At 64.1% G+C, this 20,219-nt stretch carries 21 protein-coding genes; 6 read left to right on the forward strand and 15 right to left on the reverse strand.

Features of this window, described 5'->3' with window-relative positions:
- Positions 1 to 68 precede the first annotated feature (68 nt).
- Together ACS13N_RS09910 and mutY are read left to right on the forward strand one after the other, a co-directional pair.
- The gene (locus ACS13N_RS09910) at positions 69 to 2,021 is read left to right on the forward strand and encodes a dynamin family protein (RefSeq protein ID WP_438931504.1); all 1,953 of its coding nucleotides are present in this window, start codon (positions 69 to 71) and stop codon (positions 2,019 to 2,021) included.
- 102 nt (positions 2,022 to 2,123) lie between these two features.
- The gene (gene mutY / locus ACS13N_RS09915) at positions 2,124 to 3,272 is read left to right on the forward strand and encodes an A/G-specific adenine glycosylase (RefSeq protein ID WP_438931505.1); all 1,149 of its coding nucleotides are present in this window, start codon (positions 2,124 to 2,126) and stop codon (positions 3,270 to 3,272) included.
- 22 nt (positions 3,273 to 3,294) lie between these two features.
- Here the strand turns inward: mutY and ACS13N_RS09920 are convergent, their stop codons facing one another.
- The 12 genes from ACS13N_RS09920 to ACS13N_RS09975 form a co-directional block, all read right to left on the reverse strand.
- Entirely contained in the window at positions 3,295 to 3,948 is a 654-nt protein-coding gene (locus ACS13N_RS09920; RefSeq protein WP_438931506.1) for an LON peptidase substrate-binding domain-containing protein, read from the reverse strand.
- Positions 3,949 to 4,046: 98 nt separating this feature from the next.
- The gene (gene rapZ / locus ACS13N_RS09925; protein WP_438931507.1) at positions 4,047 to 4,949 is read right to left on the reverse strand and encodes an RNase adapter RapZ; all 903 of its coding nucleotides are present in this window, start codon (positions 4,947 to 4,949) and stop codon (positions 4,047 to 4,049) included.
- Positions 4,950 to 5,042: 93 nt separating this feature from the next.
- Positions 5,043 to 5,390: a PsiF family protein gene (locus ACS13N_RS09930; RefSeq protein WP_438931508.1), complete on the reverse strand. Its 348-nt coding sequence runs from the start codon at positions 5,388 to 5,390 to the stop codon at positions 5,043 to 5,045.
- Positions 5,391 to 5,579: 189 nt separating this feature from the next.
- A complete protein-coding gene (gene hprK / locus ACS13N_RS09935; RefSeq protein WP_021196399.1) occupies positions 5,580 to 6,554 on the reverse strand; it encodes an HPr(Ser) kinase/phosphatase in 975 nt (324 codons plus the stop codon).
- A gap of 64 nt (positions 6,555 to 6,618) precedes the next feature.
- On the reverse strand, positions 6,619 to 7,074 hold the full coding sequence (gene ptsN, locus ACS13N_RS09940; RefSeq protein ID WP_021196400.1) for a PTS IIA-like nitrogen regulatory protein PtsN: 456 nt from the start codon (positions 7,072 to 7,074) through the stop codon (positions 6,619 to 6,621).
- 346 nt (positions 7,075 to 7,420) lie between these two features.
- Entirely contained in the window at positions 7,421 to 7,774 is a 354-nt protein-coding gene (gene hpf, locus ACS13N_RS09945) for a ribosome hibernation-promoting factor, HPF/YfiA family (protein WP_438931509.1), read from the reverse strand.
- Positions 7,775 to 7,825: 51 nt separating this feature from the next.
- Positions 7,826 to 9,334, reverse strand: a complete 1,509-nt coding sequence (locus tag ACS13N_RS09950) for an RNA polymerase factor sigma-54 (RefSeq protein WP_438931510.1) — start codon at positions 9,332 to 9,334, stop codon at positions 7,826 to 7,828.
- A 108-nt stretch (positions 9,335 to 9,442) separates the two neighbouring features.
- Positions 9,443 to 10,231 (reverse strand): LPS export ABC transporter ATP-binding protein, encoded by a 789-nt coding sequence (gene lptB / locus ACS13N_RS09955; protein WP_438931511.1) that lies wholly within the window; start codon positions 10,229 to 10,231, stop codon positions 9,443 to 9,445.
- A 28-nt stretch (positions 10,232 to 10,259) separates the two neighbouring features.
- Positions 10,260 to 10,835: a lipopolysaccharide transport periplasmic protein LptA gene (gene lptA / locus ACS13N_RS09960; RefSeq protein ID WP_438931512.1), complete on the reverse strand. Its 576-nt coding sequence runs from the start codon at positions 10,833 to 10,835 to the stop codon at positions 10,260 to 10,262.
- 69 nt (positions 10,836 to 10,904) lie between these two features.
- Positions 10,905 to 11,537 carry an LPS export ABC transporter periplasmic protein LptC gene (lptC, locus tag ACS13N_RS09965; protein ID WP_438931513.1) on the reverse strand — a complete coding sequence of 211 codons (633 nt, stop codon included), beginning with the start codon at positions 11,535 to 11,537 and terminating at the stop codon, positions 10,905 to 10,907.
- A 4-nt stretch (positions 11,538 to 11,541) separates the two neighbouring features.
- On the reverse strand, positions 11,542 to 12,129 hold the full coding sequence (locus tag ACS13N_RS09970) for a KdsC family phosphatase (RefSeq protein WP_438931514.1): 588 nt from the start codon (positions 12,127 to 12,129) through the stop codon (positions 11,542 to 11,544).
- Positions 12,130 to 12,139: 10 nt separating this feature from the next.
- Complete coding sequence (locus tag ACS13N_RS09975; RefSeq protein WP_438931515.1) at positions 12,140 to 13,123, reverse strand: KpsF/GutQ family sugar-phosphate isomerase; 984 nt, start codon at positions 13,121 to 13,123, stop codon at positions 12,140 to 12,142.
- Positions 13,124 to 13,444: 321 nt separating this feature from the next.
- On the opposite strand from ACS13N_RS09975, the gene ACS13N_RS09980 reads away from it, so the two are divergent.
- Positions 13,445 to 15,424 (forward strand): cation:proton antiporter domain-containing protein, encoded by a 1,980-nt coding sequence (locus tag ACS13N_RS09980; protein WP_438931516.1) that lies wholly within the window; start codon positions 13,445 to 13,447, stop codon positions 15,422 to 15,424.
- Positions 15,425 to 15,436: 12 nt separating this feature from the next.
- Here the strand turns inward: ACS13N_RS09980 and ACS13N_RS09985 are convergent, their stop codons facing one another.
- Positions 15,437 to 15,841, reverse strand: a complete 405-nt coding sequence (locus ACS13N_RS09985) for a ribbon-helix-helix domain-containing protein (protein WP_438931517.1) — start codon at positions 15,839 to 15,841, stop codon at positions 15,437 to 15,439.
- Between the two features lie 54 nt (positions 15,842 to 15,895).
- Positions 15,896 to 16,474, reverse strand: a complete 579-nt coding sequence (locus ACS13N_RS09990; protein WP_438931518.1) for a DJ-1/PfpI family protein — start codon at positions 16,472 to 16,474, stop codon at positions 15,896 to 15,898.
- A gap of 119 nt (positions 16,475 to 16,593) precedes the next feature.
- On the opposite strand from ACS13N_RS09990, the gene ACS13N_RS09995 reads away from it, so the two are divergent.
- The 3 genes from ACS13N_RS09995 to ACS13N_RS10005 all read left to right on the forward strand — a co-directional run bounded on the left by ACS13N_RS09995 (position 16,594) and on the right by ACS13N_RS10005 (position 19,629).
- Entirely contained in the window at positions 16,594 to 17,202 is a 609-nt protein-coding gene (locus ACS13N_RS09995) for an adenine phosphoribosyltransferase (RefSeq protein ID WP_438931519.1), read from the forward strand.
- Between the two features lie 126 nt (positions 17,203 to 17,328).
- Positions 17,329 to 17,949, forward strand: a complete 621-nt coding sequence (locus tag ACS13N_RS10000) for a LysE family translocator (protein ID WP_021196412.1) — start codon at positions 17,329 to 17,331, stop codon at positions 17,947 to 17,949.
- Between the two features lie 12 nt (positions 17,950 to 17,961).
- Positions 17,962 to 19,629, forward strand: a complete 1,668-nt coding sequence (locus tag ACS13N_RS10005; RefSeq protein WP_438931520.1) for a Na/Pi cotransporter family protein — start codon at positions 17,962 to 17,964, stop codon at positions 19,627 to 19,629.
- Positions 19,630 to 19,645: 16 nt separating this feature from the next.
- On the opposite strand, the gene ACS13N_RS10010 is transcribed toward ACS13N_RS10005, so the two are convergent.
- Complete coding sequence (locus tag ACS13N_RS10010) at positions 19,646 to 20,131, reverse strand: adenosine-specific kinase (RefSeq protein ID WP_438931521.1); 486 nt, start codon at positions 20,129 to 20,131, stop codon at positions 19,646 to 19,648.
- Positions 20,132 to 20,219: the final 88 nt, after the last annotated feature.

Here is a 20,219-nt window from a genome sequence, read left to right on the forward strand (position 1 = left end):
GGTAACAGCGATGCCGAGGGGGCGCGCATTTTTGCATGGTCGGGGCGCGCACAAAATAAGACAGAACGATGAATAACACACTGAGCACACAGTTCGAGCAGTACGGTACCTGGCGCGCTTCGGTACTGCAGTCGGTGGGAGAATTCCAGGACTGGCTGCAAGCCCAGGAGTTGTACGACGCCCAGGCTGACATGCGCGCCCAGCGCATTCGCGGTGTCCTGCGCAGCGACAAGCTCAAGGTCGCTTTCATTGCTGAGTTCTCTCGCGGCAAGAGCGAACTGATCAACGCCATTTTCTTTGCGGATTTTGGCCGCCGCATTCTGCCGTCGTCGGCGGGCCGGACCACGATGTGTCCGACCGAGCTGATGTACGACGAAAGCTATCCGCCGTCGATCCGTCTGCTGCCGATCGAGACGCGCCTGCACGATGCGTCGACGGCTGACTTCCGTGATGCCGGCAGCCACTGGCTGTCCGTGCCGCTCGATCCGTCGTCGCCCGAGGGCATGCTCGAAGCGTTCCGCCACGTGGTGGAAACCGTGCGCGTGCCCAAGGAAGAGGCCGAGCAGCTCGGCCTGTACAACGACGCCGATCCTGACGCTGCCTTCTCGGTGGATGCCGCCGGTACGGTGGAAGTGTCGAAGTGGCGCCACGCGATCATCAATTTCCCGCACCCGATGCTCAAACAGGGTCTGGTGATCCTGGATACGCCGGGCCTGAACGCCATCGGTACCGAGCCGGAACTGACGCTGCGCCTGATTCCGGATGCGCACGTCGTCGTGTTCGTGCTGGCCGCCGATGCCGGCGTGACCAAGAGCGATCTGGAGCTGTGGCGCTCGCACGTGGGCGGTGGCCAGCGCAAGGGCTGCATCGCCGTGCTCAACAAGGTCGACGGCCTGTGGGATCCGCTCAAGACCGAACAGGAAGTCGAGGACGAGGTCAGCCGCCAGATCATCACCACGGCGCAGGTGCTCGATATCGATGTCGAGCGCGTGTATCCGGTGTCGGCCCAAAAGGGTTTGCTGGCCAAGGTCAGCCACGATCATGAGCTGCTGGCCAAGAGCCGCCTGCTGGAGCTGGAGTCGGTGCTGTCGGATCAACTGATCCCGCAGCGTCGCGAGATCGTGACCGAGCAGGTGCAGCTGGCGGTGAAGGACATGTCCGCTGGCGCGCAGCAACTGCTGCAGATGCGCCGCCGCGACATCGTCGAGCAGCTGTTCGAACTGCGCGGCCTGCGCGGCAAGAACCACACGATGGTCAAGCACATGCTGATGCGCGTGCAGGGCGAGAAGGAAGAGTTCGAGCAGAGCATCGCCAAGTTCCAGGCGCTGCGCACGGTGTTCGGCCGCCACAGCGCGGAGATCATCAAGAGCGTGCAGCTCAAGCAGATCCGCTCGACCATGCGCGAAGCGCGCGAAAAGATGAAGGAGCGCGTGTTCTCGCGCGGCCTGCGCGACGACATGGACAAGCTGTTCGGCCATCTGACCGGCCTGGTGCGCGACGCGGCCAATCGCATCGACCAGCTTCACCAGATGGTCGATGGCATGTACAAGAAGTTCAACGCCGAGCACGGCTTCACGCTGTCGCCGCCGCTGCGCTTCCTGGGCACGCGCTATGACGCCGATCTGAAAGAGACGCTGCTGCTCGCGCATAACCACTTTGGCGCGTTCAGCTTCCTGACCCGTCCGAAGCCGCAGCTCGTGCACGGTGCGTTCTCGACGGTGGCCAGCCGCGTGCTGGATACCTTCCAGGACATGAACCGCGATATCGAGATCTGGTTGAAGTCGGTCATGACGCCGCTCGAAGCGCAGGTGCGCGATCACCAGAAGCAGCTGCGCAAGCGCGTCGATTCGATCGAGCGCATCCACGAGGCCACCGACACGCTGGAAGCGCGCATCGCCGAGCTGGAAGCGCTGCTCAACACGCTAGATGAGCGCAGCGGCACGATTGCCCAGTACACCGATCGCATCCTTGCGGCGGGGACGCTTCTGGAGCAGCATTCGATCCACTCGGTCGCGGCCTGACGCGAACGTTGCTCATGTGAAAGGCGCCTGCGGGCGCCTTTTTCGTTCTGGTAGGATCGCCGCCAGCGTGCGCTTTCCGCGCACCGCTTCTTCATCACACGCATGACCGCCACCCCACGCCGTACGCGCCGCGCCGCGCTTTCTACCCCCGCTTTGCCCTCGCTTCCCGATGATTTCGCCGTGCGCGTGATCGCCTGGCAGCAGCGTCATGGTCGCCACCATCTGCCGTGGCAGAACACCGGCGACGCATATCGCACGTGGCTGTCGGAGATCATGCTGCAGCAGACGCAGGTGACTGCCGTGCTCGGTTACTACGCACGCTTTATCGAACGTTTCCCGACCGTGCAGGCATTGGCTGCTGCGCCCGCTGATGACGTGATGGCGGCATGGGCGGGCCTGGGCTACTACACGCGCGCACGCAACCTGCATCGCTGCGCACAGATCGTGGTGGCCGAGCACGGCGGCACCTTCCCGCGCGATCCCGAGGTGCTGGCGTCGCTGCCGGGCATCGGGCGTTCCACTGCAGCGGCCATCGCTGCGTTCTCGTACGGTGTGCGGGCGGCCATTCTCGATGGCAACGTCAAACGTGTCTTTGCGCGCGTGTTCGGCATCGACGGTTTTCCCGGCGACAAGCGTGTCGAAGACGCTATGTGGCGCATCGCCGAAGCCGTGCTGCCACCGGCCGATGGTATCCAACCGTACACGCAGGGGTTGATGGACCTGGGCGCCACCGTTTGCACGCGCGGCAAGCCCGCCTGCCTGACGGGGGAACGTGCGTGTCCGCTTGAATCCCTGTGCGAGGCGCGCAGCACCGATCGCGTGATGGAACTGCCAGTGCCGCGTCCGCGCAAGGCGATTCCGGAGCGCGCCGCCACGATGGTGATCGCGCTGCACGGCGACGCTGTGCTACTGCAGCGTCGTCCACAGCGTGGTATCTGGGGCGGGCTGTGGTCGCTGCCGCTGGTGGGCGACATGGACGATGACCTCGATGCGCATCCGTTGGATGTGGATACCGTGCGCCAGGCCGCGCAGGCCTACGGCGTCGTCTCAGAGGTGGAAGCTGCTGGCGCGCTCACGCACACCTTCACGCATTTCCGTCTGCACATGCACTTGCTGCGCGCGGACATCACCAAGCCAGCCACGCTCGACGATGACTGGCGCTGGGTACCGCTTGCACAGTTGAATTCAGTGGGATTGCCCGCGCCCGTGAAGTTGGCACTGGCGACGTTGGTCCAGCCGAGCCTGATCTAAGCCTCGCCCGGCCGGTGCAGCGTCAGAGAATATGATGCTGCTTCATGTAGCGATGGACGATCTCGATGCGCATGCCGGCGTCCATCAGTTCCATCAGCTTCTGCTTGGCCTTGAGCGGCACCGGCAGTAGTTCACACAGCCGGTTGGCGACCCAGCTTGGGCTGTTCCACTCGTACGGCTCGGCCATCAGCACCTGGCCGTCTTCGCGCGTGCTCAAGGTCGTGACGATGCGGCGCAGCGCGTTCACGCAATCATCGAAAAGCTCGCCCTTGCAGTCCTGCACGTCGGCACCGATGGGCTCCACCGTGCCGCGCATCAGACCGTTGGACGTGGTCTCGAATGACAGCACCTTGAAGCGCTGCGTGCCACGCACCTTGATCATCAGCAGGCCCAGTTGCTCCATGTCGCATTCCACGATGTGGGCAATGCAGCCGACGTCCACCGGCACGGTCGACGCATCTGCCGTGGCGACTTCATTGCCGCGCTCGATCAGGCAGACGCCGAAGGGGGTCTGGTCGCGCAGGCAGGTGCGGACCATATCCATGTAGCGGGCTTCGAAAATACGCAGCGGGAGAAGACCGCCGGGAAACAGCACCGTGTGCAGCGGAAACAGCGACAGCTCGGTGGGTAGCGGCGGCAGCGGCGAGAACGGCGAGAGAGCGATGTCTTCTTGCATGAGCGAGTGGAGCGGACGGCGGCAAGACTTTCGCATGGCGCCGCGCAAGCCGTACTCCAACATCAAGCAGGACAGGCCCGGCGCGCATCGCGCGCGGTTCAGCCCTCTACGGCCAATTCGCGGTGGCGGACCAACACATTACCATGCGCGCGGAAGTACGTGGCGAGCCGCTCGGCGATATACACCGAGCGATGCTGGCCGCCCGTGCAGCCAATGGCCACCGTCAGGTAGCTACGGTTGTCGGCAATGAAACTCGGCAGCCACTTTTCGACGTACGCGCGGATGTCCTCGGCCATTGCCAGCACCATCGGCTGGCTCTGCAGAAAATCGATGACGGACTGGTCGCGGCCGGTCAGCGGGCGCAGTTGCGTGTCGTAGTACGGGTTGGGCAGTGAGCGCACGTCGAAGACGAGGTCGGCATCTGTCGGTACGCCGTGCTTAAAGCCGAACGATTCGAACATCAGCGTGATGTCGTGTGGCTCGTCGCTGATGAATTCCTTGATGTACGCGCGCAGGGCATTGGTGCGCAGCGTGCTGGTGTCGATGCGATGTGCCGGGTCGGCCAGCGGGCTGAGCAGCTCGCGCTCCATCTCGATGGCTTCGATGAGCGACGTGTCAGCGTCTTTCGGCGCTTGCGGCGGTTCAGCGCTCGCATGCGCAGATGCGGGGCGGCCGTTACGGATGGAGAGCGGGTGGCGGCGGCGTGTTTCGGAATACCGCTGCACCAGCGCGTTCGTGCTGGCCGTCAGGAACAGCATGCGCACGTCGTGTTCCTTGCGCAGCGTCGTGATGGTCTCGGGCACCTTGCGCAGCGACTCGCGGCTGCGGATGTCGGTGGCCACGCCCAGGTGCGTATAGCCCTGGTCCGCCAGATAGCGCGCCAGTTCGGGAATGAACTGCGCGGGCAGGTTGTCGACGCAGTAGTAGCCTGCGTCTTCGAGCACGTTCAGGGCGACCGATTTCCCTGAACCCGACATACCGGTGATGAGAATGATCCGCATGCCTTGAGGATAGCATCCCTGTGTTGCAAAGCAGCGACCAATAAAAAAGGCGACCGGGCCGGCCGCCTTTTTAGAGCGAAGCTAAGCGGATGCTCAGCCCTTCGAGAGGCACTCTTTCTGGGCGTTCTTGAAGTCGTCACCCTTCTTGCCCTTGTTGGCCTTGGAACAGGCAGCCATCTTTTGCTGCTGGGTCATCGGCGCGGCGGCAGCTGCAGGCTTGTCCGACAGGCAGCCCTTCATGAACGCCTTACGCTCGTCGCCCTTCTTGCCGGCGGCATCCATGTTGCATTGCTTCATCTTGTCTTGCTGCGAATTTTTGGCTGCCGGTGCGGCGGCTGCGGGTGCGGCCGGGGCAGCAGCGGCCGGTGCGCTACCTTGGGCAAACGCCTGGCCGGCCAGGAACGGGAGCGCCAGGGCGCAAGCGGCAATCAGTTGTTTCATCGTCGTGTTCTCCTTGGGTACCGTCAGAAGAGCGGGCGGAGATCAATTGCCGCCGCGCTCGCGATGAACGCCGCCGCGTGCGTGCCCGGCGCATTCCCCTCCACAACGGGGCGGGGGCATGTCGGGTTGACGTTTCTCGACAAAACTAGGGTAAAACCCCTCGAATTGCGAAGCTTTGTAGCGACTTTGTTAAAGCAGGCGGCCCTGGGGCGAATGCGACGCCGCTTCGGCCTGCATGGCGGCCCGTTGGCGGTCCATGAAGTCGCGCAGCGTGTCGATGCCGCGCAGGCGCAGGATGGTGTTGCGCACGGCGGCCTCGACCAGCACGGCCAAGTTGCGGCCGGCCGCCACCTGAATCTTCACCATGTGGATCGGCAGGCCGAGCACGTCGAGGTATTGCGAATCCAGCGGCAGGCGCTCGAATTCGCCGTCGTTGCGGCGCACGAGTTGCACGATCAGCTTGATCTTCATCTTCCGGCGCACGGCCGTCTCACCAAAGATCGTCTTGATGTCGAGCAGGCCCAGGCCGCGCACTTCCAGCAGGTTCTGCAGCAGCGGCGGGCAACGGCCTTCGATGAAGTCCGGCCCCAGGCGCACGAAGTCGACCGCGTCATCGGCAACCAGGCCGTGGCCGCGCGAGATCAGCTCCAGGCCGAGTTCGCTCTTGCCCAGGCCCGAATCGCCCATGATGAGCACGCCCATGCCGAGGATGTCGAGAAACACCCCGTGCATCGTCACGCGCGGCGCCGAGATGCGCGACAGGTACAGGCGCAGGTGGTCAATGACGGCCGCCGACGAAATCGGCGAGGTGAACAGCGGTGTGGACGAGCGCGTGCAGCGCAGCTCCAGATCCGGCGGCGGATCAACGCCGTCAGCTACCACCAGGAAGGGCGGTTCCAGCAGGATCAGCTCACCCATCTGGCGCTTGCGGTTTTCTTCCGACAGGCGCTGGTAGTAGGTGATCTCGGGCTTGCCGAGCACCTGGATGCGGTTCGGGTGGATGAGGTTCAAGTGTCCGACCAGGTCTGCCGCCGAGGTGGCCTCCTTGGCGAAATCCACATCGAACGCGCGGTCCGCGCCTTCCAGGCCGGCGACCCACGACAGCTTCAGATCGGCTGCGTTGTCGTCGAAGATCGATTGGGCGGTGACGCCGGTCAGTTCCATAGCAGGCGGGGGTGGGCGGTGCGTGTTCGCAATCGGTTGCGTTGCTATACCGATTGCGTCGCGCTCAAGGCCGCCAGTCGGTCAGTAGCTGGTGAATCGCCTCGGGCGACGGCAGGGTAGCGAGGCCTTCGCGCATGTCGCGGTCGGACAGCAGCTGGGCGATTTCGGAGAGAATCTCCAGATGCTGCTGGGTGGCCTGTTCCGGCACCAGCAGGAAGATCAGCAGCGAGACAGGCTTGCCGTCGGGCGACTCGAACGGCACCGGCTCGGCCAGGCGCATGAATGCTGCCAGAGGCTGCTTGAGCCCCTTGATACGGCCGTGCGGGATGGCCACGCCAGCACCCAGCCCCGTCGAGCCGAGCGATTCGCGCGCGAACAGGTTGTCAGTGACGACCGCGCGTGCGACGCCGTGGTTGTTCTCGAACAGCAGACCGGCCTGTTCAAAGACCCGCTTTTTGCTGGTTACGCTGACGTCGAGGGCAATGTTCCCGGGCGGCAGCAGTTTGGCCAAGCGATTCATGTGCAATGCGTGAAATGAGCGGCGTCCTTCTGCACCAAAATGGCGCGGACAATCGGGTCATTATAGACCACGTGCCGCGCGGCTTTGTGCGACGCACCAGCGGTGTGCCGCGCAGGGCAGAAGGCGAATCCCCCAAGGCTGCGATTCAGTCGGTGCCGGCGAATTGCGCGCAGGCCACGACCCTGTTGTTGCCAGCATGGCGGCAAAACCCACGCCACGCCCGGCATTCATACTTTCGTCAGATTTTAGCCCGACTTAATTCGGATGCAATCGGATTCGTCAGGAATGCACCACGGCATAAAAAAACCGCGCCATCTGAGGGCGCGGTCTTTTGCGGTGCGGGTTGCTATTGCTGCATCTGCACGGCCTGGAAGGCCTGATGCTTCACGCTGTCGCGATCATGTCCTTGCACACGATCCTTGTACTTGATGACCTGCCTGTCCAGCTTGTCGACCAAGAGGTCGATGGCCGCATAAAGATCTTCATGGTGTGACTCGACGAAGACGTCCTTACCCTTGAGGTGCAGGTTGATTTCCGCGTACTGGCGACGGTTCTTCTCCTTGTGGTTATCGACCGATAGCAACACGCTGACGCCAATGACCTGATCGAAGTGCCTGATCACACGCTCCAGTTTCGTTTCCACGTATTCACGCAACGGCGGCGTGATGTCCAGGTGGTGTCCACTGAGTTTGAAGTTCATAGCGGTTCTCCTTCTCACGGATGGGCCGCACCGGAATTGCCCGCGATGCGGCTATAAAGACTTGCGCAGATTCACTGCAGGGATCTTGAGGGCTTCGCGGTATTTGGCCACCGTCCGACGGGCCACCACGAATCCTTGTTCACCTAACAGCTCGGCAATTCTGCTATCGGACAGAGGATTCTTCGGGTCTTCGGCTCCTACAAGTTGCTTGATGAGCGCGCGTATCGCAGTGGATGACGCGGCCCCGCCGGTTTCCGTCGATACATGGCTGCCGAAGAAGTACTTCAGCTCAAACGTCCCCATGGGCGTTGCCATGTACTTGTTTGTCGTCACACGGGAGATCGTGGACTCGTGTAAGCCCAGCGTATCAGCTATTTCCCGCAAAACCAAGGGGCGCATGGCGATTTCGCCGTGCGTGAAAAAGCTCTTTTGACGTTCGACAATAGCTTGCGAGACACGCAGGATCGTGTCGAAGCGCTGCTGAATATTCTTGATCAGCCAACGAGCTTCCTGCAGCTTCTGCTGCAGATTGGCGGCACCGGTTTCACCACGGCTGCTGCGCAGAATCTGCGCATACATGTCGTTGATGCGCAGGCGGGGCATGACGTCCGGATTCAGTTGTGCCATCCAGCCAGCATTGGTCTTACGCACGACCACGTCGGGCACCACGAAGTCGGCTTCAGCGCGGCCGAAGGCGTGACCGGGGAACGGCGCCAACGAACGGATCAGTTCATGCGCGGCCTTCAGCGCGAGCTCATCGACGGACAGCGCTTTCTTCAGCCGCGTGTAGTCGCGCGCGGCGAGCAGTTCGAGATGCTGATTGACGATGATGAGTGCAAGCGCCTTTGCTGGCGAGTCGAGCCGATGCAATTGCAGCGACAGGCATTCGGCTGCCGAGCGTGCGCCAATGCCGGGCGGATCGAAGCTTTGCAGCATGCGCAACGCGGCTTGCAGTTCATCGAGTTCGACCTCGAGCTCTGCGGGCAGGTCGGTGAGGATCTCGTCGAGCGTGGCTGACAGATAGCCTTCGTCGTCGAGCGACTCGATCAGGAAGATGACGAGGCCCTTGTCGCGCATCGACAGCTTGAGCGGCGCGAGCTGTTCCATGAGGAATTCGCGCAGGCTTTGTTCGGCTTCGCGTAGCTGCAGCGGGGCGCGATCGTCTTCGTCGGATTGCGGTTTGCGGGCGAAGTCGTCGAGGCTCCAGTCGGAGCGGTCGGAGCCGTAGTCGCTGTCGAAATCGGCGCCGCTGTCGTGGCCGTCGTAGCTGTTGTCGGCCGTGTCGGAGTTGTCCGCGCCGTTGGGCGAAGGCGGCGGCGATTCGGTGGGCAGCGGCGTGGCGTTGTTGTTCTGCAGCGCGTTGACGGAGCCGTCCGCACCGATGCGCGCGGAGGTGTCGAGCCACTCGTTTTCCCGCTCCAGCAGCGGGTTTTCGGTCAGTGCCTGTTCAACTTCCTGCTGCAGTTCGATGGTCGACAACTGCAGCAGCCGGATGGACTGCTGCAACTGCGGCGTGAGCGCAAGATGCTGAGAGAGGCGGAGCTGGAGCGACTGTTTCATGCGGGCTATTCTATGCCCAACAGTCAGTCGATGGAACGGATTTTGCTTTAAGGTGCGCCCTTACCACGCCCCTTCGCACGTCCTTATGACGTAAGCGCGGCGTGTGGCTTACATCCGGAAGTTATCGCCCAGATAGACCTTGCGCACATCCTCGTTTTCGATGATCTGCGCGGGGCTTCCGGCGGCGAGCACCGAGCCTTCGCTGATGATGTAAGCGTGATCGCAGATGCCCAGGGTTTCGCGCACGTTGTGATCGGTGATCAGCACGCCGATGTTGCGGTCTTTCAGGAAGCTGACGATGCGCTGGATTTCGCCCACGGCGATCGGGTCGACGCCGGCAAACGGTTCATCGAGCAGGATGAAACGCGGCGACGAGGCCAGTGCCCGGGCAATTTCCACGCGGCGGCGCTCACCGCCCGAGAGCGACAGCGCAGGGTTGTCGCGCAGGTGGGCGATCTGCAGATCGTCGAGCAGGCCGTCGAGGCGGCGGTTGACCTCGTCTTGCGAGAGCTTCTTGCCATCCTGTTCCTGCAACTCGAGCACGGCGCGGATGTTCTCCTGCACGTTGAGCTTGCGGAACACCGAGGCTTCCTGCGGCAGATACGACAGACCCATGCGTGCGCGCTGATGGATCGGCAGGCGGCTGATGTGCTCGCCGTCGAGCACGATGTCGCCGGCGTCCAGCGCGACCAGGCCCACGATCATGTAGAACGATGTGGTCTTGCCCGCGCCGTTCGGGCCGAGCAGGCCGACCACTTCGCCGCTCTTCACATCGAGCGACACGTCCTTGACCACCGTGCGTGTGCCGTAGCGCTTTTTCAGATGACGTACGACCAGCGTGCTGGAGGTCGTAGCCTGCGGCGCGACGGTTTGGGGGGCGAGGGTAGTTGCGGACATAGGCGAAACAGAAAACGAGCGGGACGGATCAGGGCTTGGCGGCAGGCGTGCCCGGTGTGCTGGTGCGCGGTGCGAGAACGGCGCGCACACGGCCCGATGGGTTGGCGGCGGTGGTGTTCTCCGGGCCGCCAGAGGCCGTGTAGAACTCCTTCTGGCCGTCGTACGTGATGACCGCGCCGCGGATCTCGTCGAGCTGCGTGGCGCCCTGCAGGCGCTCCATGCGCGCGCGCGTGATCAGCTTGGAGATCTCTTGCTTGCCGTCGTACTCGATGCGCTCGCCCCAGCCCTGGATGTATTCGTCGACGTTGTCGCGCTTCTGGCGGATGAAGGCCAGATTGCCGGGCTTGGAGGTGGCGATGGCGTAGTTGTAGCCTTCCGGGTCGGTGCGCAGATCGGCCTCGTCGGAGCGTAGCACCATGGTGCCCTTGGTCAGCACGACGTTGCCGGTCAGGTGGTAGACCTGCTTCAGGTCGTCGTAGCTGGCGTTGTCGGCTTCGAGCACCAGCGGCTTGTCGCGGTCGGCGCGCTCGGCATGCGCGGGCAGGGCCGGGAGCAGCAGCGCAGCAGCGATGGTAAGGCCGGCGGCACGGAGGGAGTCGGTCATGGAGATCAATTCAGAGAAGAGCGCGGTCGATGGGCGTGGTCAAGGGCGGGAGTGGACGCAGTTTACTGTCTACTGCTTCGGCGCTCCCAGCCCTTCGATCCGGCCGCGCACATTGCCCAGCAATTGTACTTGGCGCGTCACGTTGTTGAAGGTGAGGCCGTTGGCGTTCATGACCGACGGCCCGCGGTGCAGTTCGACCGGCTTGTCGGTACGCACGACGTCATCGTTGAGCAGCACCTGGAAGTATGTCGAATCGGCGGTCATCAGCGGGTCCTGATGCGGATCAGGGCCTTGCGCACGGACCACCTTGGCATTGTTGTACAGATCAATGATGGTGCCTTCGCCGTTCATCTTCCCGAGGTCGGCGCGGGCGGTCACCTGTGGGCGGTCGGGCGCGTACACGCGCAGCGCCGGGAAGGTGACGTCGTAGGTCAGGTCGTCCTCGTAGTGGTTCATGTGGACGCCGGTGAAGCGGTATTTGGTCACGCCTTTCTCGTCGAGCGCGGTGGCTGAGACACCGTCCATCATGTAGTCGGCCACGTGATGTTTGGGCTGGTTGGCGGTTTCGTCGGTTTGCGGCGTGTTGACCTGCACCAGCAGGAACGTGACACCGCAGACGATCGCCATCAGCAGGATCGGCAGCCCGCGCAGCATGATCTGCAGCACGGTGGAGACGAGGCGTTGGGAGCGTTCGCTGGCCATGGGGTCAGAAAGTTTGCGGAGCCTGCAGCAGTTGTGCGAGCAGGTTGTCGTAGGCGCCCTGAGCCTTGAGGATCAGGTCGGCCACTTCGCGCACCGCGCCGCGGCCGCCCGTCGCCTGGGCGACATAGTGGGCACGGTTGCGCAGTTCAGCGTGGGCCTGGGCTGGGCAAGCGGCAAAGCCCACCAGCGTCATCACCGGCAGGTCGGGCCAGTCGTCGCCCATGTAGCCGGCGTCGGCGGGTTGCAGCTCGGTGGCAGCCAGCAGGAGGGCAAATGCCTCACGCTTGTCGGCTACGCCTTGGTACAGGTGTTCGATGCCGAGTTCCCCAGCACGCCAGGCAACGATCTCAGATTGCCGGCCGGTGATGATGGCCGACGTGATGCCCGCCTGGGCCAGCAGCTTGATGCCGTGGCCGTCGAGCGTGTCGAAGGCCTTACTGATCTCGCCCTCGGGGCCAACCAGCAGGCGGCCGTCGGTCAGCACGCCATCCACGTCGAACACCATCAGGCGCACGCGGGCGGCGCGTTTCATTGCCTGCGGAAAGCGCGCGTCGATATTGCTGTGGACGGGAGATTCTGCCGGGGCGGACATCAGCGGAATGTCAGATGACCTTGGCGCGGGTCAGGTCGTGGATGTGCAGCGCGCCCACAAGCATGCCGGCGGCATCGACCACCAGGAGCTGGTTGATACGGTGCGTTTCCATGACCTCGACAGCCTCGACCGCGAGCTGGTCTGGGCCGATCGAGCGCGGGTTGCGGTGCATGACCTCGGCCATCGGCACGGTGCGCCAGTCACGCGGGGTTTCCAGCAGGCGGCGCAAGTCGCCATCGGTGAAGACGCCCACGGCGTGGCCGTCGGCATCGACCACGGCGGTCATTGCCATGCCTTTGCGGGTGATTTCCATCAGCGCCTGCGACAGCGGCGTGTCTTCCAGCACGCGCGGCACGGCATCGCCGGCGCGCATGACGTCACGCACGTGGGTCAGCAGCTTGCGACCCAGCGACCCGCCCGGGTGAGAGCGGGCGAAATCTTCGGCACCAAAGCCGCGCGCATCGAGCACGGCCACGGCCAGCGCATCGCCCAGTGCGATCTGGGCGGTGGTGCTGGCAGTGGGGGCCAGATTCAGCGGGCAGGCTTCGACGTCGACGTGTGAATTCAGCACGACATCCGCGTGCTTACCGAGCGAGGATCCCGGGTTGCCCGTCACGGCGATCAGCTTGGCCCCCAGCCGCTTGATGAGCGGCAGGATGGCGTTCAGCTCCGATACCTCGCCGGAATTGGAGAAGCCGATGAAGACGTCGTCACGCGTGACCATGCCGAGATCGCCGTGGCTGGCTTCGGCCGGGTGCACGAAGAAGGCTGGCGTGCCGGTCGAGGCCAGCGTGGCCGCGATCTTGCGCGCGATGTGACCGGATTTGCCCATGCCCGAGACGACCACGCGCCCCGTGCAGCCGAGCACCATCTCGACCGCACGCGCAAAGTCGGCGGACACCTGGGATTTGAGACCGAGCACCGCTTGCGCTTCGATGTCGAAAGTTTGCTGCGCCAGCGCAAGCGCTCGATCTGGATTGAAATTCGCTATCATGGCGGCGAAGTATAACAACGATTGACACTGGTCCCGGCCGCTTGCCGCATGTTGGGGCTGGGCTTGCGGGGAGTCGCGGAGCGTGCGGGCGCTTCGTTTTGCTGCGCCGCGGCAATTCTCTTTCAAATCACTTTTCTTCCCGTCGCCACGCCGTCATTTTTTGCTCTGCGGCGTCCCGCGTATCGCGTTCTTCGTTTATACCCTGGCATCGGTCTTGCAACGCGCTGCGTGCTGCCTGCGGCATGTTTGCCGTGTGCACCGTCCTGATGCGCCGGTGCTGTCCACCCTGTCCAACCCCTTTCGCCTGGTTTTTCGAGCTGCATGCATTCGCCGCTGGAACTCACTCTTGTGCTGTTGGCCGCCGCCGTGATCGGCGTGGTGTTGTTCCGCATGCTGCAGTTGCCGCCGATGCTGGCCTACCTGGTGGTGGGTGTGCTGATCGGGCCGAAGGCGACGGGGCTGGAGTCCGATTCTGCGCAGACGCGCTACCTCGCCGAGTTTGGCGTGGTGTTCCTGATGTTCTCGATCGGGCTGGAGTTCAACCTCTCCAAGCTGCGCTCGATGCGGCGGCAGGTGTTCGGGCTGGGGGCGTCTCAGGTGGCGCTGACCATGCTGCTGACCGTGCCGATCACCATGCTGCTGTCGCGCTGGTATCCGCTGTCGTGGCAGGCCGGGCTGGCGCTGGGTGGCGCACTGGCGATGTCGTCCACGGCGATCGTCTCGAAGATGCTGGCCGAGCGCCTGCAGCTTGAAACCGAGCACGGCCGCAACATCATCAGCGTGCTGCTGTTCCAGGATCTGGCCGTGGTGCTGCTGCTGATCGTGGTGCCGTCGCTGGGCAAGAACCCGACCGATCTGGTGCTGACACTCTCCATTGCGGCGGTGAAGATCACCGTCGCGCTGGTGCTGATCCTGTTCCTGGGGCAGAAGCTGCTGTCACGCTGGTTCCACCTGGTGGCGGCGCGCCGCTCGCAGGAGCTGTTCATGCTGAATCTGCTGCTGGTGACGCTGGGCATGGCAGCGCTGACCGAGCGGCTGGGGCTGTCGATGGCGCTGGGCGCGTTCCTGGCCGGCATGCTGGTGTCGGAAACGCCGTACAAGCTGCAGGTGGAAGAGGACATCAAGCCGTTCCGCGACGTGCTGCTGGGCTTGTTCTTCGTGACCGTGGGCATGCTGCTGGACCCGCGCGTGGTGGTCGAGCACTGGGCGCTGGTGCTGGCGCTGGTGGCCGGGCCGGTGTTGTTCAAGTTCGTGCTGATCGCGTTTCTTGCGCGCGGTTTCGGCTCCGGCGGTGGCGCGGCGATCCGTACGGCGCTGGGCCTGGCGCAGGCCGGTGAATTCGGTTTCGTGCTGCTCAACCAGATTGACGGCATGCACCTGATCGACCCATTGCTCAGCCAGGCGATTCTGGCGGCGATGCTGCTGTCGATGCTGATCGCCCCCTTCCTGATCCAGTACAGCGACGTGATTGCCATGCGGTTCTCGCGCACGGATTGGCTGCTGCAATCGCTGGCGATGACCAAGATCGCGGCGCAGAGCATCGCCACCGAGCGTCACGTCATCATCTGCGGCTACGGGCGCAGCGGCCAGAACCTAGCGCACATGCTGGAGCAGGAGGGCATCGGCTACATGGCGCTCGACCTGGACCCGGACCGTGTGCGTGATGCGGCGGCGGCGGGCGAACATGTGGTCTATGGTGATGCGGCGCGGCGTGAATCGCTGGTGGCGGCGGGTATCCATCGTGCGGCAGCGGTGGCCATTACCTATGCGGATACGGCCTCGGCGCTGAAGGTGTTGCACCACGTGCAGGCACTGGAGCCGACCTTGCCCGTGATCGTCCGCACGATTGACGATGCTGACCTGGACCGCTTGCAGCAGGCCGGTGCCACCGAGGTCGTGCCGGAGATCATCGAAGGTAGCCTGATGCTGGCCTCGCACGCGCTGGTACTGCTGGGCGTGCCGTTGCGCCGCGTGGTGCGTCGCGTGCAGGAAACCCGTGACGCACGCTACAGCTTGCTGCGTGGCTACTTCCACGGCCAGGATGATGAAGAAGACATGCTGGAGCGCGACGCCGTGCGTCTGCATTCGGTGCCGCTGGCCAAGGGGTCACCCGCCATCGGCCGCAAGCTCGGCACGATGGGGCTGGAGACCTTCAAGACGTCGGTGACGGCGATCCGGCGCCAGGGTATTCGCGCGCTCGATCCGGACCCGGATACAGTGCTGGAACTGGGCGATATCGTCGTGTTACGCGGTACGCCTGAGGGGCTGCAGATGGCGGAGGAGCGGCTCACGCCGCGTTGATCTGGCCGAGCCTTACTTAGTCAGCGCTTCAAGCAGCGGCCCGCGCGAACGACGCGGCGGTGGGCTGTCCCCCAAGCTCGGCGGCAAGCCCGCCAGCACGGCAGCGGCATCGAGCGAACGGATCGATACGCGCGTGTCAGCCGGAATACGCCCACCTTGTTGCAGCATCAGATAGCGCAGGCAGCAGACACGCAGGAACGAGGCAAAGTTGGCCACTTCGCCCCGATGCTCCAGCAACTCGTCATACAGCTTGCTGATGAGCTGGCTGACCGTTAGGCCGTCGCGCTGGCCGATTTCTTCCAGCACCTCCCAGAACAGGCATTCCAGGCGCACGCTGGTCGCTACGCCATGCAGGCGCAGCGAGCGGGCCAGGGTGTCGTACGAGTGGGGATTGGCGCGGATGAAGATTTCGCACATTGCCGGGTCTCCCGATTAAGGCGCCCACGGATGAGCAACCGGCGGGCAGCCCGATCAGTGTAGAACCCGTGTCCCCAGGACTTCAAGAAACTGCGCCAGCCACGCGGGATGCGCCGGCCAGGCAGGTGCGGTTACCAGCTTGCCATCGGTGTGGGCCTGATCGACAGGAATGTCCTGGAAATTGCCGCCCGCAGCCGTGACTTCCGGGCCACATGCCGGATACGCCGAACACGCCTTGCCCTCCAGCACGCCTGCCGCCGACAGCAACTGCGCTCCGTGGCAGATGGCCGCGATGGGTTTATCGGCACGGGCGAAGTGGCGCACGATCTCAAGCACGCGGGCATTCAGACGCAGGTATTCCGGCGCTCGGCCGCCGGGCACGACGAGTGCGTCATACGCCGCAGGGTCGACATCGGCAAAGGCGGCGTTGAGGGTAAAGCGATGGCCTGGCTTTTCGGAGTACGTCTGCGCACCCTCGAAATCGTGCACGGCGGTGGCTACGGCGTCGCCGGCGCGCTTGTCGGGGCAGACCGCATGCACCGTGTGGCCGACCATCTGCAGGGCCTGGAAAGGCACCATCACTTCGTAGTCTTCGACATAGTCGCCCACCAGCATCAGAATCTTTTTCGCCACGGTTGTCTCCTGTATGGTTGCGGTCGGCCCATTGTGGTGACGCGCTGCCTGCCGTGGGTGGTAGCCGGTTACTACACGCATCACGCAGACCGCGCAAATCGCTTCTTCCCATTCCTGTCATGACCAACGTTCCTCACCATCAGGCGGCTTTGCTGACGCCGTCGTCCGTGCCTGCGTCCACCGAGCTGGGCGACGTGACGCGCTACCTGCGCGACCGCATCCGCACCGTGCCTGACTGGCCGCAGCCGGGGGTGATGTTTCGCGACATCACGCCGCTGCTGCAGGACCCGAAGAGCCTGCGCGTGCTGGTGGACGTGTTCATCCACCGCTACATGGGGCAGGGGCTGAACCTGGTGGCGGGCATCGATGCGCGCGGGTTCATCCTGGGCTCGATCGTGGCGTATGAGCTGAACCTGGGTTTCGTGCCGATCCGCAAGAAGGGCAAGCTGCCGTTCACCACGGTGGCGGAGGAGTACCAGCTCGAATACGGCAGCGCGACGGTGGAAATTCATTCCGACGCTTGCAAGCCAGGCGACCGCGTGCTGCTGATCGACGACCTGATCGCCACCGGCGGCACCATGATGGCCGGCAAGCGCTTGCTGGAGCGTCTGGGTGCGACGGTGGTGGAGGGCGCGGCGATTGTCGATCTGCCTGAACTGGGTGGTTCACGCCTGTTGATCGAGGGTGGGTTGCCGCTGTTCACGGTCTGCGATTTCGGCGGCCATTGACGCGCACCGATGGCACTGGAGCGATGCACTCGCCGCAAACGCTCATGTGACAAAAATATGACGCTTTGTGACCGTGCGCGGTAGCATGGTCTCTTCCGCTTTTTCTTCTGCTGCCAGGAGGCGCCGATGCCCCATGTGTTGCTGTTCCTGCTGACCTCGATTGCCATCACGGTGATGCCGGGGCCGGACAACCTGCAGGTGATCGCACGTGGCGCGAGCCAGGGGCGCAAGGCCGGGCTCGCGGCGGCGGCCGGGTTTGCGTCGGGCTGCCTGTTCCACACGACGCTGGCGGCACTCGGGCTGGCGGCGGTGTTGCAATCCTCGCCCGTGGCATTTCAGGCGATCCGCTGGCTGGGCGCGGCTTACCTGATCTGGCTGGGCGTGCAGGCGCTGCGCAGCAAGGGCGGTGTCGGTTTGAACAACGGTGGCCTGCAGGCGGCGCCGGACTTGTGGCAGGTGTTTCGCCAGAGCGTGTTTGCCAACCTGCTCAACCCGAAGGTGACGCTGTTCTTCGTGGTGTTCCTGCCGCAGTTCGTCGATGCGCAGGCCGGGCATGCGGCGCTGCAGATGCTGCTGCTGGGCGGTGTGTTCATGGCGCAGACCATCGTCGTGTTCAGCCTGTACGGCTGGTGCGCGGCCGCTCTGGGTGGCTGGATGCGCCGCACGCCGCGTGCATCGCTATGGCTCGATCGCGTGAGCGGATGCATCTTCATCGGGCTGGGCTTGCGCGTGGCGCTGACCAAGTAAGCGCACGAGACGATGTACACGCTGCTCAAACTGCTCTCCGGCGTGGCCCTGCTGGTCTGGGGCACGCAGACCGTCAAGGTCGGCATGCTGCGCCTGTATGGCGCGGACTTGCGCCGGCTGCTGTCGCGCAGCGTGTCGAACCGGTTCTCAGCGCTGCTGGCCGGCATTGGCGTGACGTGCCTGGTGCAGAGCAGTAACGCAACGGCCACCATCGTCGGGGCGTTTGTTGCGCAGGGGCTGATGGGCGTGTCGTCGGCGCTGGCGATCCTGCTGGGCGCCAACGTGGGCACGGCGCTGATGGCGCAGGTGTTCGCGCTGAACCTGTCGTGGTTGTCACCGCTGCTGATCTTCTTTGGCGTGATCCTGCATCTGTCGCGCAAGGGCAGTCCGGTCGGGCACTTCGGGCGTGTGCTGATCGGCCTCGGGCTGATCACGCTGGCACTGGAGCTGATTGCCGTGGCGGCCAGCCCAATGGTCGAAGCTAACGCGCTGCGTGTGCTGCTCAGTTCGATCTCGGCCGATACGGGCCTGAACATCCTGATCGGTGCGGTGCTCACGCTGCTGTGCTATTCGAGCCTGGCGGTGGTGCTGTTTTGCGCCACGCTGGCGACCTCCGCGGCGGTGTCGGTCAAGGTGGCCTTTGCGATCGTGCTGGGGGCCAACATCGGCAGCGCCATCGCCGCATTAGCGACCACGCCGGCATCCAGTCAGACGGCGCGCCGGGCGACGTTGGGCAACTTGCTCTCACGCGTGCTGGGTGCCGTGTTGGTGCTGCCGTTCCTGGGGCAACTGGCTGCGCTGGCGCCGCATGTGGGGGTGGCGCTGCAACACGTGGTGGTCGCGTTCCACGTGCTGTTCAACGTGGCGCTGGCGGCGCTGCTGATTGGCCTCACCGACCAGATGGCCCGCCTGTGCACGCGCATCCTGCCGGGCGGTCGGCACCTGGACGAGCTGGTCGCGCCGCGCTATCTCGACCCGTCTGCACTGGCCACGCCCACGCTGGCGCTGGGCAATGCCTCGCGCGAGGTGCTGCGCATCGGTGACCGCGTCGAGCAGATGCTGGAGAACACGCTGCGCGTGCTCAAGACCGACGACGTGCGCCTGCTGCAATCCACCCGAGCCATCGATGACGAGGTCGATGCGCTGTACACCGCCATCAAGCTCTACCTCACGCAACTGAGCCACGAGGCGCTGGATGATCGTGAGGGCAAGCGCTGGGCCGACATCATTTCGCTGACCATCAACCTGGAGCACGCCGGCGACATCATCGACCGCCTGCTGCAGGACGCGCGCGAAAAGAAGATCGCACACAAGCTGGCCTTCTCCGAGGCCGGCTTGCAGGAGCTGGAAGACATGCACGCGCAACTGGTCGCCAACCTGAAGCTGTCGATGTCGGTATTCCTGACCGGCGATCTGCCCAGTGCGCAACGGCTGATGCTGGAGAAGGCGCACTTCCGCGATCTGGAAAAGCGCTATGCGCGCAGCCACCTGACGCGCGTGTCGGCACAAACCGCCGAAAGCATCGAAACCAGTTCGCTGCATCTGGACATCATCAGCGACTTCAAGCGGCTGAACTCGCTGTTCTGCGCTGCGGCGTATCCGGTGCTGGAAGAGGCCGGGCTGTTGGGCCGCAGCCGCATGCATGAAGCGGAGGAAGAGGTCGCTGCGCCCGGTGTCTGATGCTGCGGCGCTATCGCTATAGCTTGTAGCCGATCTGCCGCAGAAGGTCTTTGCGCCAAGCGATGTCCGCCTCGGTCTCAACGCCTAGCGGTGAGGCGCCATCCACCACACCCAGTACGCCACGCCCTTGCTCCGTCTGCGCGACGATTACCTGCGTCGGGTTGGCCGTGGCGCAGTAGATGCGGCACACCTCCGGCACCGCACGCACGGCAGCCAGCACGTTCACGGGAAAGAACCCGTCCCCCAGGAAGATCAGGAAGGTATGGCCCGCGCCAACGGCCAATGCGTTGTCGCGCGCGAGCGTGAGCGCGGCCTCATCATTGCCCGACCAGCGCACGAGGCGCTTGCCCGACGCCTCGCAGAACGCAATGCCGAAATGGATGCCCGGCACCGCCCCCACAAGTGCTTCGTGGAGGTCTTCCACGGTCTTGATGAAATGCGACTGCCCGAAGATGAAGTTGGTCGCCTCCGGCTTGGCGATGGGCACCACGGTGAGTTCCATGGCGGCGCTCCTGTGCGGTGGGAACGCTCTTCATCGTAGGGCGCGGCGGCTTGATTGCAAGCGGCCGCGCCCGTACCGTGCCTGTCTC

It is taken from the genome of Ralstonia sp. 24A2, from assembly GCF_051783885.1.
In the GTDB taxonomy this organism is placed as follows: domain Bacteria; phylum Pseudomonadota; class Gammaproteobacteria; order Burkholderiales; family Burkholderiaceae; genus Ralstonia.

Coding starts and splice junctions, on each gene's coding strand:
- hpf (WP_438931509.1), bottom strand. CDS start 7,774: ATGAACTTCAAACTCAGTGGACACCACCTGGACATCACGCCGCCGTTG.
- hprK (WP_021196399.1), bottom strand. CDS start 6,554: ATGGAACTGACCGGCGTCACCGCCCAATCGATCTTCGACGACAACGCA.
- ACS13N_RS09950 (WP_438931510.1), bottom strand. CDS start 9,334: ATGAAACAGTCGCTCCAGCTCCGCCTCTCTCAGCATCTTGCGCTCACG.
- ACS13N_RS09985 (WP_438931517.1), bottom strand. CDS start 15,841: ATGTGCGAAATCTTCATCCGCGCCAATCCCCACTCGTACGACACCCTG.
- lptB (WP_438931511.1), bottom strand. CDS start 10,231: ATGTCCGCAACTACCCTCGCCCCCCAAACCGTCGCGCCGCAGGCTACG.
- ACS13N_RS09910 (WP_438931504.1), top strand. CDS start 69: ATGAATAACACACTGAGCACACAGTTCGAGCAGTACGGTACCTGGCGC.
- ACS13N_RS10010 (WP_438931521.1), bottom strand. CDS start 20,131: ATGGAACTCACCGTGGTGCCCATCGCCAAGCCGGAGGCGACCAACTTC.
- ACS13N_RS09980 (WP_438931516.1), top strand. CDS start 13,445: ATGCATTCGCCGCTGGAACTCACTCTTGTGCTGTTGGCCGCCGCCGTG.
- mutY (WP_438931505.1), top strand. CDS start 2,124: ATGACCGCCACCCCACGCCGTACGCGCCGCGCCGCGCTTTCTACCCCC.
- ACS13N_RS09970 (WP_438931514.1), bottom strand. CDS start 12,129: ATGTCCGCCCCGGCAGAATCTCCCGTCCACAGCAATATCGACGCGCGC.
- ptsN (WP_021196400.1), bottom strand. CDS start 7,074: ATGAATCGCTTGGCCAAACTGCTGCCGCCCGGGAACATTGCCCTCGAC.
- lptA (WP_438931512.1), bottom strand. CDS start 10,835: ATGACCGACTCCCTCCGTGCCGCCGGCCTTACCATCGCTGCTGCGCTG.
- ACS13N_RS09930 (WP_438931508.1), bottom strand. CDS start 5,390: ATGAAACAACTGATTGCCGCTTGCGCCCTGGCGCTCCCGTTCCTGGCC.
- ACS13N_RS09920 (WP_438931506.1), bottom strand. CDS start 3,948: ATGCAAGAAGACATCGCTCTCTCGCCGTTCTCGCCGCTGCCGCCGCTA.
- ACS13N_RS10005 (WP_438931520.1), top strand. CDS start 17,962: ATGTACACGCTGCTCAAACTGCTCTCCGGCGTGGCCCTGCTGGTCTGG.
- ACS13N_RS10000 (WP_021196412.1), top strand. CDS start 17,329: ATGCCCCATGTGTTGCTGTTCCTGCTGACCTCGATTGCCATCACGGTG.
- ACS13N_RS09975 (WP_438931515.1), bottom strand. CDS start 13,123: ATGATAGCGAATTTCAATCCAGATCGAGCGCTTGCGCTGGCGCAGCAA.
- lptC (WP_438931513.1), bottom strand. CDS start 11,537: ATGGCCAGCGAACGCTCCCAACGCCTCGTCTCCACCGTGCTGCAGATC.
- ACS13N_RS09995 (WP_438931519.1), top strand. CDS start 16,594: ATGACCAACGTTCCTCACCATCAGGCGGCTTTGCTGACGCCGTCGTCC.
- rapZ (WP_438931507.1), bottom strand. CDS start 4,949: ATGCGGATCATTCTCATCACCGGTATGTCGGGTTCAGGGAAATCGGTC.